The following is a 15,762-nucleotide window of genomic DNA, read 5'->3' on the forward strand; positions in this document are numbered from 1 at the left end:
CCGGTCGGCGTGTCGGGCTGAGCGCCCGGGGGCTCGTCGGACTGTCGACGAGCCCCCGGGGCGCCGAGCGCCTAGGGGCTCGTCAGAAGGTTGACGAGCCCGTAGCCCTTGGTCGGCGTGGCACCGAACACTGTCCAGGTTCCTCCCGGGAGCCGGTAAGCCGGGCCGTTCGCGGTGAAGCCGGGGCGCAGCGCGACCGTGCTGTCGAACTCGCGCCACTGGTCCCCGCCCGCCGCCTCCGCGCTGGCAAGGTGGTAGGTGCGACCGGCCGCGAGCGTCACCGGTGCGGCGAGCGGCCGGTACTGGAAGCCCAGACCGTCGGTCTCGCTCACCGCGGTGTCGAGTGCGGCGGTCGCCACCGCCGTCCCGGTGGTGGAGTCGTAGAGGCTCAGCTGGTGCACGCCCGTCGTCGAGCCGGTGACGAGCTGGCGCCCGAGCGCGGTCACCGTGACCGGCGAGGCTCCCGTGGTGAACGACAGGCCGACCTCTCCGGTCAGGTCGTTGCGGACGGTGCCGGGGTCGGCCTGGGACACCAGGCTCCCCGCCGCGGGGGCCGCCGTCGTGGTCACCTCCGCCCGGTCCAGCGCGGAGACGCTCTGACTCGCCTGCGGGTTGAAGCGCCCCGTGTGGCGGAACTCCAGCGTGTGCGGTCCCGACGCGAGGTCGGGGCTCTGCCAGATCAGCTGGTCACCGTGCCGCTGCGCGGCGTAGAGGTCGAGGTCCGTCGGCGGTCCGCCGTCGATCGACACGCGGGCGATCCCGGCGGTCGGGCCGGTCACGCCGCGCAGCGCGACCTTCGTCCCCGTGAACGACAGCGTCGCGGTCGCGTCCTTCTGCCCGGTGTAGCTGGTCGTTCCCGCATGCAGGTTCTGCGGGTCCCCGCACGCCGCGGCGGCGCAGTGGCCCCAGCCGGCGCTGTAGGACCACTGGTTCGCGCCCGTTCCGATGGTGGCGTCGTCGACCTGGATGCGGGCGTTCGCGCCGGAGTAGCTCAATCCGTCGATCACGAACGTCGTGATCGAGTTCGCGGGCAGGGAGGACGTGAGTGTCGAGCCCGCGATCGTGCCCGCGCTGACCGGCGCGATGCTCTCCGTCGCCGAGGTGCGGAACGCGGTCGCCGAGGCCGTCCCTCCGAAGGCGCGGAGGTCGAGGGCGATGTCGCGGGCCGCACCCGAGCTGTTCGTCGCGACGGCGACCAGCTTCCCGGAGCCGAAGTCGTACGCGGTCATCGTCGAGGGGTCGGTGTCGGCGATCATCACCGAGCCGGGGCGGAGGAACTTCGAGTACTGCCCCATGGCGTAGTAGCGCTTCGGGAACGTCAGCTCGCCGGAGCCGCTCGCCGCGTAGTCCGCGTAGACCAGTCCCCACAGGTCGTTGAGCTTCCCGCCGTTGGTCGGGCCGTCGACGGCCTGCCAGATCACCCACGCCTCGGGATGCATCTCGTCCTGGTTCTTGATGATCCGCGAGGACAGCTCGAGCGCCGCGCCCATCGACGTCGGGCTCGTATCGTCCCGATCGCCGTTGCTGCCCCACTCGGACATCCAGAGGCTCGTGTTCTCGCGCTCGGCGACGAGCCGCACCGCGTTCCCGTCGCCTCCGCCGTAGTCGTGGGTGTCGATCTGGGTCAGGCCGTCGCGCACCGCGGGGGAGTAGGAGTTGACGCCGGCCACCGTGCTGGCGACGCTGACCTCGTCGGACGCGGCGATCCCCGTCGACGGGGTCATCCCGCGGCTGCTCAGCGCCGCGATCAGCTCCTGGTACACGGCGTTCTGAGTCGCCTGCGACGCGTTCATCCCCTGGGTGCCGATCGGCGTCGTCACTCCCGGTGTCGGGTAGTCCTGGAGCAGCGCCGGCCAGGTGGTGTCCTTCGGCTCGTTGAAGGGCTCGATCGAGGAGATCGGCACGCCCGTCGTGGTCTGCAGGTGCTGCGTGACGGTGGCGAGGTGCGCTGCGTAGTCGTCGTAGAACGCGGGGTCGAGGTTGTCGGTGCCGGGTGCGGAGAAGTCGCCCATGGAGCACGCGGTCTTCGTCATCCAGACGGGTGCCGAGTAGTTCGTGGCCTGGAAGACGTTCGCCCCCCGCTTCTGAGCGGCGCGCAGCATCCAGGTCTGGCCGGAGGTGTCCGCCCAGTCGTAGGTCCCCTGGGTCGGCTGGAAGGAGTGGAAGTCCGACTCGGGCCACTGGGTGGCCGCGCAGGTGTTGGCGGGGCCGTCGGCCCCGTACACGTAGCGGGCGACCGTGAAGCCGAGCCCGTCCACGGGATCGAAGAGCGCGGTGGCGAGCGCCTCCCTGGCGGGCACGGAGGCCCATCTGCCCGATCCCTCGGCCCACCAGGCCAGGGAGGTGCCCCAGCCCTGGATGGTCTGGTAGGACGTGCCGGGATGGATCCCGATCGTGACCGGGGCGGCCGCGACGGCGACCGGTCCGGTGGCGAGGCCCGCCGCCGCTGTCGCGACGGCGAGTGCCCCCGCGACGGCGAGGCGTGCTCGTCGAGGTGCTCGACGAGTCCGGTTCGTTCTCATGTCAACTCCTTTGTTGAGGGGTGGTCTTCGATGTCCGCGCCTTCGTGCTGCGGCTCCGGTGTCGCTGCCGTCGGTGTCCCTGCCGTCGGTGTCGCTGCCGTCGGCGGCCCGGTGCGCGCTGCCCGGCCTGCGGAGCGCCGGGCGGTCAGGCCCGCGTCGACATCGACGCGGCGGAATCCCGGAAGAGGCCGTTCACCGTCCGCTGGAAGACGACGTTGTCCCAGCCCGGGTGGTGCGGGGCGCTGTTGGAGCCGGGGAGGGTGCCCCAGTAGCCGAGCTCGGCGCAGCGCCGCACGGCGTGCTCGGCCAGCTGTTGGCCGAGCGGTCCGTCCTCGAAGTCGGCGTGCAGCGGGGTGTAGCCGATCCAGCCCTCGCCGATGACGGCGGGGATGCCCCGGACCCGGCCGAGCTCCGCGAACGCCTCCAGCCGCTCGTCGATCGCCGCCCGCATCGACTCCCGATGATCGACGTACTCGCGCTCCAGCCAGGCGTCCCACTTCCGCGGGTCCACCCAGTCGTAGGCGTAGAACATGCTGGGCGAGATCCCGGTGGCGGCGAGTCGCCAGGGAGGGATCGACGCGCTCCAGTCCTCGAACGCCGGAGCGTCGTCGCGGAGGAGCGACACCAGTTCGGGCGACGGGAAGTGCGGCGCGTCGGCCCGCACCCCGGCCCATTGCTCGAGGGCGCCGAGCACTCCGTAGACGTAGAAGTGGGCGTGTGCGACCTGCGCGTTCTCCGGGACGGCCTCGAGGTCGAGGTGGGGCGGTACGCCGTAGCACACGGTCGAGAGGATCTCGGGATGGTCCTCCTGGAGCACCGCCAAGGCCTCCGTGAGGAGCGGGCGCAGCGCCCGGAAGACGTCGTCGCCGGGGTCGGCGGCCTCGCGCAGGCGGGAGAGATCGACCTCGTTGTGCAGCTCCACGTACGCGACGGTGTCGACCAGGTCGAGAGCGGTCAGCTGGTCGAGCATCCGCGAGAGGGAGCGCGCGAGCGCCAGGCACCGATCCTCCGGCGCGATCGCGCTCAGCATGTCGTGCCAACAGGAGTCGGCCAGGAAGGCGGGACTCTGCTGGTACTCCCACGACGAGACGATGACGACCACCCCGTGCTTCCTCGCCAGCCGGAAGAGCTCCAGAAGGCGCGCCCTCAGGTCGAGCGTGTCCCCGCCCTCGACGTTGTACCAGCGCGTGCCCTGGCCGACTCCGTCGGCGATCCGGGCGAAGCGGAGGGCGGACGTGTCCAGCTCGTGGTCTCCGAAGAGCAGCAGGGGTGCCGCGCAGATGCGGACGGTGTTGTAGCCGCGCTCGACGGTCTGCTGCAGGGCGGCGTCCAGATCGTGGAACGGCTCTCCGGGTCGCGTCTGCGTGAACCAGGTGAAGTCCCAGAGGCAGACGGCGAGTCTCGCCGGGAGCTCGGTGGTACGGGTGGTCATGGTCGTCTCTCCTCTGATCGGACTTCGTCGTCGATCGTGCTCGTCGGCGCCGTTCGCCGGCCCCTGCGCCGGATCCTGCATCAGCCCTTCACGCCGCCCTCGGCCAGCCCCGACTGCCAGTAGCGCTGCAGCAGCAGGAACACCGCGATCAGCGGGACGATCGTCAGCAGCGAGCCGGTGATCACCAGGTTGTAGACGGGGTCGCCGCCCGCAGTCGAGGCCTGGTTGTTCCAGGCGTTCAGGCCGAGAGTGAGGGGGTAGAGGTCCGGGTTCCGGAGCATGATCAGCGGCAGGAAGTAGTTGTTCCAGACGGCGACGACGCTGAACAGGAGCACCGTCACCGTTCCCGGTGCCAGCAGCGGAGCGGCGACCGTCCAGAAGACCCGGAACTCGCCCGCGCCGTCGATGCGCGCGGCGTCGAGGAGGTCGAGCGGGACGGCGTCGCGGGCGAAGTTCCACATCAGGTAGAGGCCGAACGGCGAGACGAGGGAGGGCACGATGACCGCCGACATCGTGTTCGTCAGGCCGAGCTGGCTGAACAGCAGGAAGGTGGGCACCGCGAGGGCGGCGCCGGGCACGGCGACCGAGACGAGCACGGCTCCGAGGACGAACTGCTTGCCCCGGAACTCGTAGGTGGCGAGGGCGTAGCCGCCGAGCGCGGCGAACAAAGTCGCTCCGCCGGCGCCGACGACGACGTAGACGAGGGTGTTGGCCAGCCAGCGCACGAAGACGCCGTCCTGGTAGGTCAGGGTCTCGACGATGTTCTGGACGAGGGTGAAGTCCCCCGCGAACCAGAGTCCGAAGGACGAGGCCAGCCCCTCCTCGGTCTTCGTCGCGTTGATCACCAGCCACAGGAACGGCAGGAGGGTGTAGAGGACGACCAGGCCGCAGACCAGGCTCAGCGGGATGCTCCGCCGCGGGCTGTCGAGGGTGTACAGGCGCCCGGTCATGCGTCCGTCCTCCGGAGGGTGCGGACCTGCACCGCGAACGCGATCGCCGCCGTCACGAGCCCGAGCAGGATCGACACCGCGGAGGCGTAGCTGATCTGCTGGCCGGAGAACGAGAGGGTGAACGCGTAGAGGTTGGGAGTGAAGAACGACGAGATGGCATTCGGCGCGAGCCCCTGCAGGATGCTCGGCTCGCTGAAGAGCTGGAAGCTGCCGATGATCGAGAAGACGACGGTCACGAGCAGCGCGCCGCGGATGCCCGGCAGCTTGACCGAGCGGATGAGCCGCAGCTCTCCGGCACCGTCGATCGCCGCGGCCTCGTACAGCGATCGCGGGATGATCCGCAGCGCCGAGTAGAAGATCAGCATGTTGTAGCCGATGAACTCCCACGTGACGATGTTCCCGATGGACGCCAGGATGAGGTCCGCGCGCAGCGGATCCGGCAGATCGAGGCCGAGCGCGTCGTTGAGGGAGCCGATCAGTCCGTATCGCGAGCTGTACATGAAGCCCCAGATCAGGGTCGAGACGACGGCCGGGACCGCGTAGGGGAGGAAGACGGAGATGCGGAGGAACCGCATCCCGTGGAGTCGGCCGCTGTCGATCGCCAGCGCGAGCCCGAGGGCGACGCCGAGCATGATCGGGACCTGCACTCCGAGCAGGAGCAGCACCGTCGTCAGCCCCTGCCAGAGCTTCGGGTCCCCCACTGCACGGACGTAGTTGTCGAGTCCGACGAAGACCGTGCCGGTGAGCAGCTGCGTGCGGAACAGGCTGGTGACGACCGCGTAGACGATCGGGGCCGCGAACACGAGCACGAAGGCGGCGAGGAACGGTGTCAGCAGGACCCAGGCGGGCCACTGCGGGCGGAGCGAGCGCCGACGGCGCATCGGAGTGGTCGAGGTCATGGCGATCCTTGTCTCGGGACGGTCCCGGGCCCGGGGCCCGGGACCGCCGGCCTCATTTCTCGACGGTGAAGCCCTGCTGGGCGCCGTACTCGTCCAGCGACGCCTGCCACTCGAGCAGGCCCTCCTCCAGGCTGATGTCCTTGGTGTAGGCCTTCCCGACGGAGTCGTTGAAGACCCCGTTGGCGTACACCTGGTAGGGCAGGAACTCGAAGTCGCCGGGAACGCTCGCCGACGCGGTCGCGTACTGCTGATTGACCTTCTGGCCGCCGAAGTAGTCGTTCGGCTCATCGAGGAACGCCGTGGACTCCGTGGCGGGCCGGTAGGCCGGCCACAGCCCGTTCTCCTTGATGATGTCGACGCCGGCGCCCTTGGTCGTGTACTCCAGAAAGTCGTAGGCGAGCTCCTTCTGCGAGCTGCTCTCGAGCACCGAGAACCCGCCGCCGCCGTGCTCGGCCGCGACCTGCTCGCCCGCCTCCCACTGCGGGAGCTGAGCCACCCGCCACTGACCGGCCGCATCGGGCACGCTCCCCATCAGCGCCGATCCCATCCAGCTTCCGGCGGGGAGGGTCGCGATCCGGCCGGCGCCGAGCATCTTCACCCAGTCGTCGCTCCAGTCGGCGACGGGCGCGAGCAGGTCCGCGTCGATGAGCTTCTGCCAGTTCTCGGAGTACCTCGTGGTGCCGGCGTCGGCGAGATCGATCGCCACCTCGGCGTCGTCCACCTCGAACGGAGTGCCGCCCGCCTGCCAGATCAGGCTGGTCGTGAGACCCGCGTTGCCGGAGTCGTTCAGGATGTAGACCTCGGGGTCCGCGGCGTGCAGCTGCTCGGCCGCGGTCACGTACTCCGACCAGGTGGTCGGCACCTGGACGCCGAGCCGATCGAAGACGGCCTGGTTGTAGAACATCACCATCGGGCCCGACGCCCAGGGCAGCCCGAGTGTCCTGCCGTTCAGCTGCGATGCCGCCCAGGGTCCGGGAGCGAAGTCGTCGGCCAGCTCGTCCGCGCCCAGGGGACCGAGATCGGCCAGCGCGCCCGCGATGCCGAACTGCGGAAGGGCGGTCGCGTCGAGGAAGGCGATGTCCGGGGCGCCCGACTTCGCGGCGATCGCGTTCTGGAGGGCGGTGTACTGGTCGATGCCGGTGCCCACGTTGACGACCTCGATCTCGACCCCCGGGTGCTCCTCCTGGTAGGCCTCTGCGATCTGGGGGACGTTGCCGTCCCAGGTCCAGACGAGGAGGCTCTGATCCTCCGGCGCGGCCCCGCCGGCGCACCCGCCGAGGGCGAGGGCGACCGCCGCTGCCACGACTGCGGCCGCGACGCGACGCGCGCGGTTCGACGTGTGAGAAGACATCTTCGTCCCTTCTATGTGCACGATCCGAGTTTCGTCGTTCGTGCATGGTTGCGTTACCATCATCGCATGTCACATGAAAATGCGCAAGGCTCATTTTCCGGCGACGATCTTGTCGACGACGTGATGAACCACGTCCGCGAGCGGAGGAGCCAGACTGAGGACATGACCGAAGCCTCTCGGCGCCCGTCGCTCGCGGACGTGGCGCGCCTCGCCGGTGTGGCGCCCGTCACGGCGTCCCGCGTCGCCAACGGCCAGTCGAACGTCGTCCCCGCGACGAGGGCCGCCGTGCTGGACGCGATGCGCGCCCTCGGATACCGGCCCAACAGCGCGGCGCGCGCCCTGAAGAGCGGCTCGTTCCGCACCATCGGCGTCGCCGTCTTCAGCCTGGACAGCCTGGGGATGACGAGGACGATCGATTCGATCGCCCGCGCCGCCGCCGCCGCCGGGTACGCGATCACCCTCGTCCCGGTCTCGGCGCCCAGTCAGACCGGGCTCAACGGCGCGTTCACGCGCTTCGGTGAGCTGGCCGTCGACGGACTCATAGTCATCGTCGAGACCCACCTGCGGGACACGGAGGAGCTGACCCTCCCGGAGATCCCGCGGGTGCTCGTGAACGCGGCCGCCGGCGCCCGCGGACCGGTGGTGGACGCCGATCAGGCGGGCGGTGTCCGCGCCGCCGTCGAGCACCTGCTGCAGCTCGGGCACCGGACCGTGCACCACATCGCCGGCCCCCGGGGCTCGTACGCGGCCGAGCGCCGCGAGGCGGCGTGGCGAGAGACCCTCCTCGCGGCGGGAGCACCCGTGCCGCCCGTGCGGTACAGCAACTGGCGCTCCGACGGCGGGCACCTGCAGGGCGCAGCCCTGGCCGAGGACGGCGAGTGCACCGCCGTGCTGGTCTCCAGCGACGAGGCCGCGCTCGGCGTCTACCGGGCGTTCGCGGAGCACGGACTGCGGATCCCGGAGGACGTCAGCGTGGTGGGGTTCAACGACATCCCGGAGGCGCAGGACTTCTCGCCCCCGCTGACGACGATCCGCCAGGACTACCGGGCGATCGGCGAGAGGTGCGTGGCGCGTCTGCTCGAGCAGCTCGCGCACGGGGTCACCGACGAGCCTGTCGTCGAGCTGGTGCCGACGACCCTGATCGTGAGGGCGAGCACGGCGCCGCCCGCGAAGCGAGAGGCCGACGCTCGTGCCCGATAGCGCAGCGCCCGTTCCCGCAGTGCCCGACCTCGCGCGGGTGATCGCCCTGCTGGAGGCGACCTGGCCCGACAACCGGGCGGTGAACCTCGTCTTCCATGGGCACAGCGTCCCCTCCGGCTACTTCGCGACGCCGGTGATCGATCGCCGCGCCTCCTACCCGCACGTCGTCGCCGGCCGGCTCGCGGAGCGCCATCCGCACGCCGTCCTCAACGCGATCGTCACCGCCGTCGGCGGCGAGCACTCGGAGTCGGGAGCGCGGAGGATGAGCGAGGTCCTCGGCCATCGCCCGGACGTCGTCCTGATCGACTACGCGCTGAACGACAGGGCGATCGGACCGGAGCGCTCCCGCCGCGCCTGGACATCGATGATCGACTCCGTGCTCGAGGCGGGCGTCGTCCCCGTGCTGATCACGCCGTCGCCGGATCTGACCGCGGATCTCGCCGACCCCGCCGACGACCTCGTCCGGCAGGCGGAGCAGATCCGCGAGCTCGCCGGCCGCGAGGGCGTGCTGCTGGCGGACCCGTTCCGGGTCTTCTGCGCCGTGCAGGAGCGCGGCGAGCCTCTGGCGGACGTGATGTCGTACGTCAACCATCCGAACGAGCGCGGCCACGCGATCATCGCCGCGGAGATCCTCGCGGTGTTCGACGCGGCTGCCGCACGTGCCGCTGCGGCACGCGCCGCTACAGCTGAGAGCGCCGGCTGAACCGCCGTGAGCGCCGGCAGACCCGGGGGAGTCGGAGCGAGTGACGGGAATCGAACCCGCGCCATCTGCTTGGGAAGCAGAAGTTCTACCATTGAACTACACTCGCGCGGCGCCGCTCGGGCGCACCGCCCCATGGTAGCAAGCCCCGCGCCCTAAGCTCGCCTCGTGCTGCTCTCCGATCGCGACATCAAGCTCGAACTCTCCTCCGGCCGCGTCGGGCTCTCGCCCCACGACCCCGCGATGATCCAGCCGTCGTCGGTCGACGTGCGGCTCGACCGCTTCTTCCGGCTGTTCGACAACCACCGCTACCCCTACATCGACCCGGCGGAGGACCAGCCCGAGCTGACGCGCCTGGTCGAGACCCCGGCGGGCGAGGCGTTCATCCTGCACCCCGGCGAGTTCGTGCTCGGCTCGACCTACGAGGAGGTCTCGCTCCCCGACGACATCGCCGCGCGGCTCGAGGGCAAGAGCTCGCTCGGGCGGCTGGGGCTGCTCACCCACTCGACCGCGGGGTTCATCGATCCGGGCTTCACCGGGCACGTGACGCTCGAGCTGAGCAACGTCGCGACGCTGCCGATCATGCTCTGGCCCGGGATGAAGATCGGCCAGATGTGCTTCTTCCGCCTGAGCTCGCCCGCCGAGCAGCCCTACGGCTCGGCCGCCTACCTCTCGCGCTACCAGGGCCAGCGCGGCCCCACCGCCTCCCGCTCGTCCCTCAACTTCCACCGCACCGACGTCTACGGCGACTGACCCCCTCCGCGAGATGCCACTTGTGCACGCTCTCCACGGCATGTCGCGTGCACAAGTGGCATCTCGCGGGAGGGGGCAGACGTCAGCCGAGCAGGCGGGGGAGCTGCAGCACGAGCCAGGGGGAGAAGGCCCAGGGGGTCGCGCGGACGGCGGCGAGCGTCGCCTCGGGGTCGACCCACTCGACGTCCATGACCTCGTCGGCGCGCGGGCTCAGCGCGTCGCGGCTCGCCACGGTCGCGGTGTAGACGGGGCAGATCTCGTTCTCGACGATCCCGGAGGCGTCGACCGCGCGGTAGCGGAAGTCCGGCAGCGCGACCTCGAGCGTCTCGAGCCGGGCACCGAGCTCGCGCTCCGCGCGGCGCACCACCGCGTCCTCGATCCGCTCGCCGGGAGCGGGGTGCCCGCAGAACGAGTTGGTCCACACGCCGGGCCAGGTGCGCTTGCCGAGCGCGCGCCGGGTGACCAGCAGCGCGCCGTCGGGGGCGAAGACGTGGCAGGAGAACGCGAGGTGCAGGCGGGTCTGCGTGTCGTGCACGGTCGCCTTGTCGGCCACGCCGACGGCGGTCCCGGACTCGTCGAGGAGGACCACCTCCTCGAGGAGATCCAGCTGCTCGAGCTCGTCGGTGCGCACGGCGATTCCTTCCGAAGTCATGACCGTAAGTCAAGCACGACGGCGGAACTCAGCCGGCTTATTGCTAGAGAAGCGAGTTTGTTAGCCTCGACCCCGTGGATACGCGCGACCCCGTGGTTCTCTCCCGAAGGCGGCAGGAGCACGTCGATGCTGTCCTCGACCGGTTCTTCTCGCTCGCGCGCTCGCGGGCGACGCGGCTCGGACCCCGGTACCTGACCCTCTGGCAGACCATCGAGGCGAACACCCGCGGCGGCAAGCGCTTCCGCCCGCTGATGGTGATCTCGGCCTACGAGGCGCACGGCGGACTCGACCCGGAGGCGTCCGCCCACCTGGGCGCGGCCTTCGAGCTGCTGCACACCGCGCTGATCGTGCACGACGACGTGATCGACCGCGACTTCGTCCGCCGCGGCGGCCCCAACGTCTCCGGCAGCTACCGCGACGAGGCGACGACCGCCGGCCTCTCGATCCCGATCGCCGAGCACCGCGGCACCTCCGTCGCCGTCATCGCGGGCGACCTCGCGCTCACCGGCGCGCACCGCCTGGTCGAGGGCGTCGGCGCCTCCGACGGCGTCCGCGCCCGGCTGCTCACCCTGCTCGACGAGGCCGTCTTCGCCTCCGCCGCGGGCGAGCTGGCCGACGTCGACTTCTCGCTGATGCCTGGCATGCCCTCCGTCGACGAGGTGCTCGAGATGGAGCGGATGAAGACCGCGGTCTACTCGTTCGAGGCGCCGCTGCAGGCCGGCGCGATCCTGGCCGGCGCCGACGACGCGGCGGTCGAGGCGCTCGGCGAGTTCGGCCGCGGCATCGGCATCGCCTACCAGATCGTCGACGACCTGCTCGGCGTCTTCGGCTCCGAGGGGCAGACCGGCAAGACCACGCTCGGCGATCTCCGCGAGGGCAAGCGCACGGTGCTCATCGCGCACGCGGCCGGCACCGACCGCTGGCCGGAGATCGAGGGGCTGATCGGCGACGAGCACCTCGACCCGGACACGGCGGAGCGGGTGCGCTGCATCCTCGAGGAGTGCGGCTCGCGCGGCTACGCGGAGGCGCTCGCGAGCGACTTCGCGAACCGGGCCTGGGACGCGCTGCACACCCCCGCGGTGACGGAGGCGTTCCGCACCGAGATGCGCCCCCTCGTCTCCAGCGTCCTCGGGCGCACCCGATGACCGCCGGACCGGCGGCTGCGCAGCGGAGGACCGCTCGCCACGCGCGGATCTCGGCCCCGATGCTTCTCGACGCCCGCGGGCGCCGTACGGTGGCACGATGAGCCGGCAGAGCGAACTGTACGACCGCGTCGCCCACGAGGCGTCCGCGCAGGTGATCCGGCGCTACTCCACCTCCTTCGGCCTGGCGACCCGCCTGCTCGGCGCCGGTGTCCGCGAGCGCGTCGAGGACGTCTACGCGCTGGTGCGCGTCGCCGACGAGATCGTGGACGGGGTCGCCGAGGAGGCGCACCTGGACCGCGCCGCCGTCGAGGAGTCGCTCGACGCCTTCGAGGCCGAGACCGAGCGCGCCCTCGCCAGCGGCTACAGCGCGAACCTCGTGATCCACGCCTTCGCCCGCACCGCGCGGGCGACCGGCTTCGGCACCGAGCTGACGGGTCCGTTCTTCGCCTCGATGCGCGCCGACCTCCGCGAGACCGTGCACACCCCGGAGTCGTTCGAGAGCTACGTCTACGGCTCGGCCGAGGTCGTCGGACTGATGTGCCTGCACGTCTTCCTCGCCGCACCCGACGCGGGCCTCGTCTCGCCCGCCGCGCGCGAGCGCCTCGTCGCCGGCGCGCGGCGACTCGGCTCCGCGTTCCAGAAGGTCAACTTCCTCCGCGATCTGGCCGCCGACGTCGACGGCCTCGGCCGCAGCTACTTCCCGGGCGTCGACCCGCGGGCGTTCTCGGAGACCGACAAGGCGGCCCTGCTCGCCGACCTCGACGACGACCTCGCCGCCGCCGGCGCGATCGTGCCGGAGCTGCCGCGCTCGAGCCGCCGCGCCGTGCTGCTCGCGCACTCCCTCTTCGCCGCCCTCGCCGACCGGATCCGCGCGACCCCCGCCGAGGAGCTCCTCCGTGCCCGGGTCAGTGTCCCGACCGCGACGAAGGCGGCGCTCGCCGCCCGGGCCGCGGTCTCGACGATCGGCCCGCGCCTGGGCACCGGCCCCGCCCGCGCCTCGCGCTCGGCGAGCGGCCCGCACCGCGCCGTCGTGATCGGCGGCGGCATCGGCGGACTCGCCTCCGCCGGCCTGCTCGCCCGCGACGGCTGGGACGTCACGCTGCTCGAGCAGCGCGAGGTCGTCGGCGGCCGCGCCGGCTCCTGGGAGCGCGACGGCTTCCGCTTCGACACCGGCCCCTCCTGGTACCTGATGCCCGAGGTGTTCGACCACTTCTTCCGCCTGATGGGCACGAGCGCCGCCGAGCGCCTCGACCTCCAGCGCCTCGACCCGGGCTACCGGGTCTACAGCCAGGGCATCGACGAGCCGATCGACGTGCTCGCCGATCTCGAGTCGAACCTCGCCCTGTTCGAGAGCATCGAGCCCGGCGCGGGGGCCCGGATGCGGGTCTACCTCGAGTCGGCCCGCGACACCTACGAGGTGGCCAAGCGCCGCTTCCTCTACACCAGCTTCGCGTCCTTCCTCCCGCTGCTGCGCCGCGACGTGCTCAGCCGCACCGGCCGGCTCGGCCGCCTCCTGCTCACCCCGCTGGACACCTTCGCGGCGACCGCGGTCACCGACAACCGCCTGCGGCAGATCCTCGGCTACCCGGCCGTCTTCCTCGGCTCCTCGCCGTTCGCGGCGCCGAGCATGTACCACCTGATGAGCCACCTCGACCTGGCCGACGGTGTGCTCTACCCGATGGGCGGCTTCACCCGCCTGATCGCGGCGGTCGCCGAGGTGGCGGAGGAGGCGGGCGTCACCGTCCGCACCTCCTCGCCCGCGACCCGCATCCTCACGACCCGCGCCCCGCGCGGCAGCCGGCGCGGCGCCGAGGTCGTCGGCGTCGAGTACGAGGGGCCGGAGGGGACGAAGCGGCTCCCAGCCGAGCTCGTCGTCAACGCCTCGGACCTCTTCACCACCGAGCAGTCGCTGCTGCCCGACGAGCTGCGCAGCTACCCGCCGGAGTACTGGGAGAACCGCGAGCCCGGCCCGAGCGCCGTGCTGGTGCTGCTCGGCGTCCGCGGCGCGCTGCCGCAGCTCGAGCACCACACGCTGCTGTTCACGAGCGACTGGCGCGAGAACTTCGGCCGGATCTTCGGCGAGACCCCCTCCGTCCCCGACCCCGCGTCGATCTACGTCTGCCGCCCGAGCGCGACCGACCCCGGCGTCGCTCCCGAGGGCCACGAGAACCTCTTCGTGCTCGTGCCGATCCCGGCCGACACCTCGATCGGCCACGGCGGCGTCGACGGCGCCGGCGACGCGCAGGTCGAGGCGATCGCGGACGCCGCGATCCGCCAGATCGCGACCTGGACCGGTGCCGAGGACCTCGCCGAGCGGATCGTGGTGCGCCGCACCATCGGCCCGGCCGACTTCGAGAGCGACCTCGGCGCCTGGCGCGGCTCGATGCTCGGACCGGCGCACATCCTCTCGCAGAGCGCGTTCTTCCGCTCCGGCAACGCCAGCGCGCACGTGGACGGGCTGCTCTTCGCGGGCAGCTCGACGATCCCGGGCATCGGCCTGCCGATGTGCGTGATCAGCGCCGAGGTGATGCTCAAGCGCGTGCGCGGCGACGTGTCGACCGAGCCGCTGCCGGTGCGCGACGCGCCCTCGGCGCCGGTCGCTCCGAGCGTGGCTCCCGAGCCCGCGCCCGAGCCCGTGCCCGAGCCGGTCGTCGCGGTCGCGGGGGAGTAGCGCGTGGGGGTGCTCTACCTGCTCGCGCTCGTCGTCTCGATCACCGGGATGGTCGTGCTCGACCGGCGCTTCGGCCTGTTCTTCTGGGCGGACGCCCGCCGTGCCGCGATCGTGCTCCCGGCCGGCGTCGTGTTCTTCCTGCTCTGGGACCTCGCCGGGATCGGCCTCGGGGTCTTCTTCCGCGGCGAGACGCCGTACATGACCGGGCTGCAGATCGCGCCGGAGCTGCCGATCGAGGAGGTCCTCTTCCTCACGCTGCTCTGCTACCTGTCGATGGACGTGCACGGGTTCCTCGCGAAGCGGGCGGAGGCGCGCGCGTGACCTACCTGCTCCTGAACGCGGTGTTCCTCGCGGTGGTCGCGGTGCTGCTCGTGGTCGCGCTCCGCCGCGGCCGGCTCCGGCTGCCCGCGTTGCTCGGCACCCTCGCGGTGCTGCTCGTGATGACCGCCGTCTTCGACAACATCATGATCGGCGTCGGGCTCCTCGTCGCCTACGACGACGACCTGATCTCCGGCATCCGGATCGGCGTCGCGCCGATCGAGGACTTCGCCTACGCGATCGCCGCCGCGCTCGCCCTGCCGGCGCTCTGGACCCTCCTGCCCGCCCGCCGCCGGAGCGCCCCGTGAAGCGGCTGCGCGCGCTGTTCGTCTCGAGCCGCCCGCTGAGCTGGGTCAACACCGCGTACCCGTTCGCCGCGGCCTACCTGCTGACCACCCGCGAGATCGACCTCGCCTTCGTGCTCGGCACCCTCTACTTCCTGATCCCCTACAACCTGGCGATGTACGGGATCAACGACGTCTTCGACTACGAGTCCGATCTGCGGAACCCCCGGAAGGGCGGCGTCGAGGGCGCGGTCCTGGATCGCAGCGAGCATCGCGCGACGCTCATCGCGGCGGTGGCGACCAACGTCCCGTTCCTGATCGCGCTCGTGCTGCTCGGCTCGCCGCTCTCCTGGCTGGTGCTGGCGATCAGCGTCTTCGCCGTCATCGCCTACAGCGCTCCCGGGCTGCGCTTCAAGGAGCGGCCGTTCGTCGACTCGCTCACCTCGGCGACGCACTTCGTCAGCCCCGCGGTCTACGGCCTCGCGCTCGCGGGCACGACGGCGACGCCGGGTCTGTGGGCCCTGCTGGTCGCGTTCTTCCTCTGGGGGATCGCCAGCCACGCCTTCGGTGCGGTGCAGGACATCCTCGCCGACCGGGCCGGCGGCATCGGCTCGATCGCCACGGTGATCGGCGCGAAGGCGACGGTGCGCTTCGCGATCGGCGCCTACGTCGCCAGCGGACTGCTCCTGCTGCTGCTGCCCTGGCCGGGGACGCTCGCCGCGCTGCTGGCGATCCCCTACGCGCTGAGCGTCTGGCCGTACCGCTCGCTGACCGACGAACAGGCCGAGCGGGCGAACGCGGGCTGGAAGCGCTTCCTCGCGCTCAACTTCCTCACCGGTTTCCTGGTGACGCTGCTGCTGATCCTGTTCTGGCTCGCGTCCTGAT

The 15,762-nt window shown here is 71.4% G+C and carries 14 protein-coding genes and 1 tRNA gene; 8 read left to right on the forward strand and 7 right to left on the reverse strand.

Going from position 1 to position 15,762, the window contains the following annotated elements; genetic code table 11:
- Positions 1-71: 71 nt before the first annotated feature.
- From EDF22_RS01030 to EDF22_RS01050, 5 genes are all read right to left on the reverse strand, one after another.
- A complete protein-coding gene (locus EDF22_RS01030; RefSeq protein ID WP_123701745.1) occupies positions 72-2,522 on the reverse strand; it encodes a glycoside hydrolase in 2,451 nt (816 codons plus the stop codon).
- A gap of 145 nt (positions 2,523-2,667) precedes the next feature.
- Positions 2,668-3,954, reverse strand: coding sequence for a cellulase-like family protein (locus tag EDF22_RS01035; protein ID WP_123701747.1), 1,287 nt, complete (start codon positions 3,952-3,954; stop codon positions 2,668-2,670).
- An 80-nt stretch (positions 3,955-4,034) separates the two neighbouring features.
- A complete protein-coding gene (locus EDF22_RS01040; protein WP_123701749.1) occupies positions 4,035-4,904 on the reverse strand; it encodes a carbohydrate ABC transporter permease in 870 nt (289 codons plus the stop codon).
- Complete coding sequence (locus tag EDF22_RS01045; RefSeq protein ID WP_123701751.1) at positions 4,901-5,803, reverse strand: carbohydrate ABC transporter permease; 903 nt, start codon at positions 5,801-5,803, stop codon at positions 4,901-4,903. The genes EDF22_RS01040 and EDF22_RS01045 overlap by 4 nt, the downstream gene beginning before the upstream one ends.
- A 52-nt stretch (positions 5,804-5,855) precedes the next feature.
- Complete coding sequence (locus EDF22_RS01050) at positions 5,856-7,154, reverse strand: sugar ABC transporter substrate-binding protein (RefSeq protein WP_123701754.1); 1,299 nt, start codon at positions 7,152-7,154, stop codon at positions 5,856-5,858.
- A 162-nt stretch (positions 7,155-7,316) separates the two neighbouring features.
- Between EDF22_RS01050 and EDF22_RS01055 the strand changes: the two genes are divergently transcribed.
- Entirely contained in the window at positions 7,317-8,354 is a 1,038-nt protein-coding gene (locus EDF22_RS01055) for a LacI family DNA-binding transcriptional regulator (RefSeq protein WP_123701756.1), read from the forward strand.
- Positions 8,344-9,057: an SGNH/GDSL hydrolase family protein gene (locus tag EDF22_RS01060; RefSeq protein WP_123701757.1), complete on the forward strand. Its 714-nt coding sequence runs from the start codon at positions 8,344-8,346 to the stop codon at positions 9,055-9,057. Before EDF22_RS01055 ends, EDF22_RS01060 begins: the two co-directional genes overlap by 11 nt.
- A 35-nt stretch (positions 9,058-9,092) precedes the next feature.
- Here the strand turns inward: EDF22_RS01060 and EDF22_RS01065 are convergent.
- Positions 9,093-9,163: transfer RNA gene (locus tag EDF22_RS01065), tRNA-Gly, on the reverse strand.
- A gap of 59 nt (positions 9,164-9,222) precedes the next feature.
- Between EDF22_RS01065 and dcd the strand changes: the two genes are divergently transcribed.
- The gene (gene dcd, locus EDF22_RS01070; RefSeq protein ID WP_123701759.1) at positions 9,223-9,807 is read left to right on the forward strand and encodes a dCTP deaminase; all 585 of its coding nucleotides are present in this window, start codon (positions 9,223-9,225) and stop codon (positions 9,805-9,807) included.
- 82 nt (positions 9,808-9,889) lie between these two features.
- Here the strand turns inward: dcd and idi are convergent, their stop codons facing one another.
- Positions 9,890-10,459, reverse strand: coding sequence for an isopentenyl-diphosphate Delta-isomerase (gene idi / locus EDF22_RS01075; RefSeq protein ID WP_123701761.1), 570 nt, complete (start codon positions 10,457-10,459; stop codon positions 9,890-9,892).
- A gap of 74 nt (positions 10,460-10,533) precedes the next feature.
- Between idi and EDF22_RS01080 the strand changes: the two genes are divergently transcribed.
- The 5 genes from EDF22_RS01080 to EDF22_RS01100 all read left to right on the forward strand — a co-directional run bounded on the left by EDF22_RS01080 (position 10,534) and on the right by EDF22_RS01100 (position 15,761).
- On the forward strand, positions 10,534-11,604 hold the full coding sequence (locus EDF22_RS01080; protein ID WP_243839828.1) for a polyprenyl synthetase family protein: 1,071 nt from the start codon (positions 10,534-10,536) through the stop codon (positions 11,602-11,604).
- Between the two features lie 97 nt (positions 11,605-11,701).
- Entirely contained in the window at positions 11,702-14,275 is a 2,574-nt protein-coding gene (gene crtI, locus EDF22_RS01085) for a phytoene desaturase family protein (RefSeq protein ID WP_123701765.1), read from the forward strand.
- Between the two features lie 3 nt (positions 14,276-14,278).
- Positions 14,279-14,596 carry a lycopene cyclase domain-containing protein gene (locus EDF22_RS01090; protein ID WP_123701767.1) on the forward strand — a complete coding sequence of 106 codons (318 nt, stop codon included), beginning with the start codon at positions 14,279-14,281 and terminating at the stop codon, positions 14,594-14,596.
- Complete coding sequence (locus tag EDF22_RS01095; protein ID WP_123701769.1) at positions 14,593-14,901, forward strand: lycopene cyclase domain-containing protein; 309 nt, start codon at positions 14,593-14,595, stop codon at positions 14,899-14,901. The genes EDF22_RS01090 and EDF22_RS01095 overlap by 4 nt, the downstream gene beginning before the upstream one ends.
- Complete coding sequence (locus EDF22_RS01100; protein WP_123701771.1) at positions 14,898-15,761, forward strand: prenyltransferase; 864 nt, start codon at positions 14,898-14,900, stop codon at positions 15,759-15,761. The genes EDF22_RS01095 and EDF22_RS01100 overlap by 4 nt, the downstream gene beginning before the upstream one ends.
- Position 15,762 lies beyond the last annotated feature (1 nt).

The organism is Rathayibacter sp. PhB127 (genome assembly GCF_003751665.1).
GTDB lineage: Bacteria > Actinomycetota > Actinomycetes > Actinomycetales > Microbacteriaceae > Rathayibacter > Rathayibacter festucae.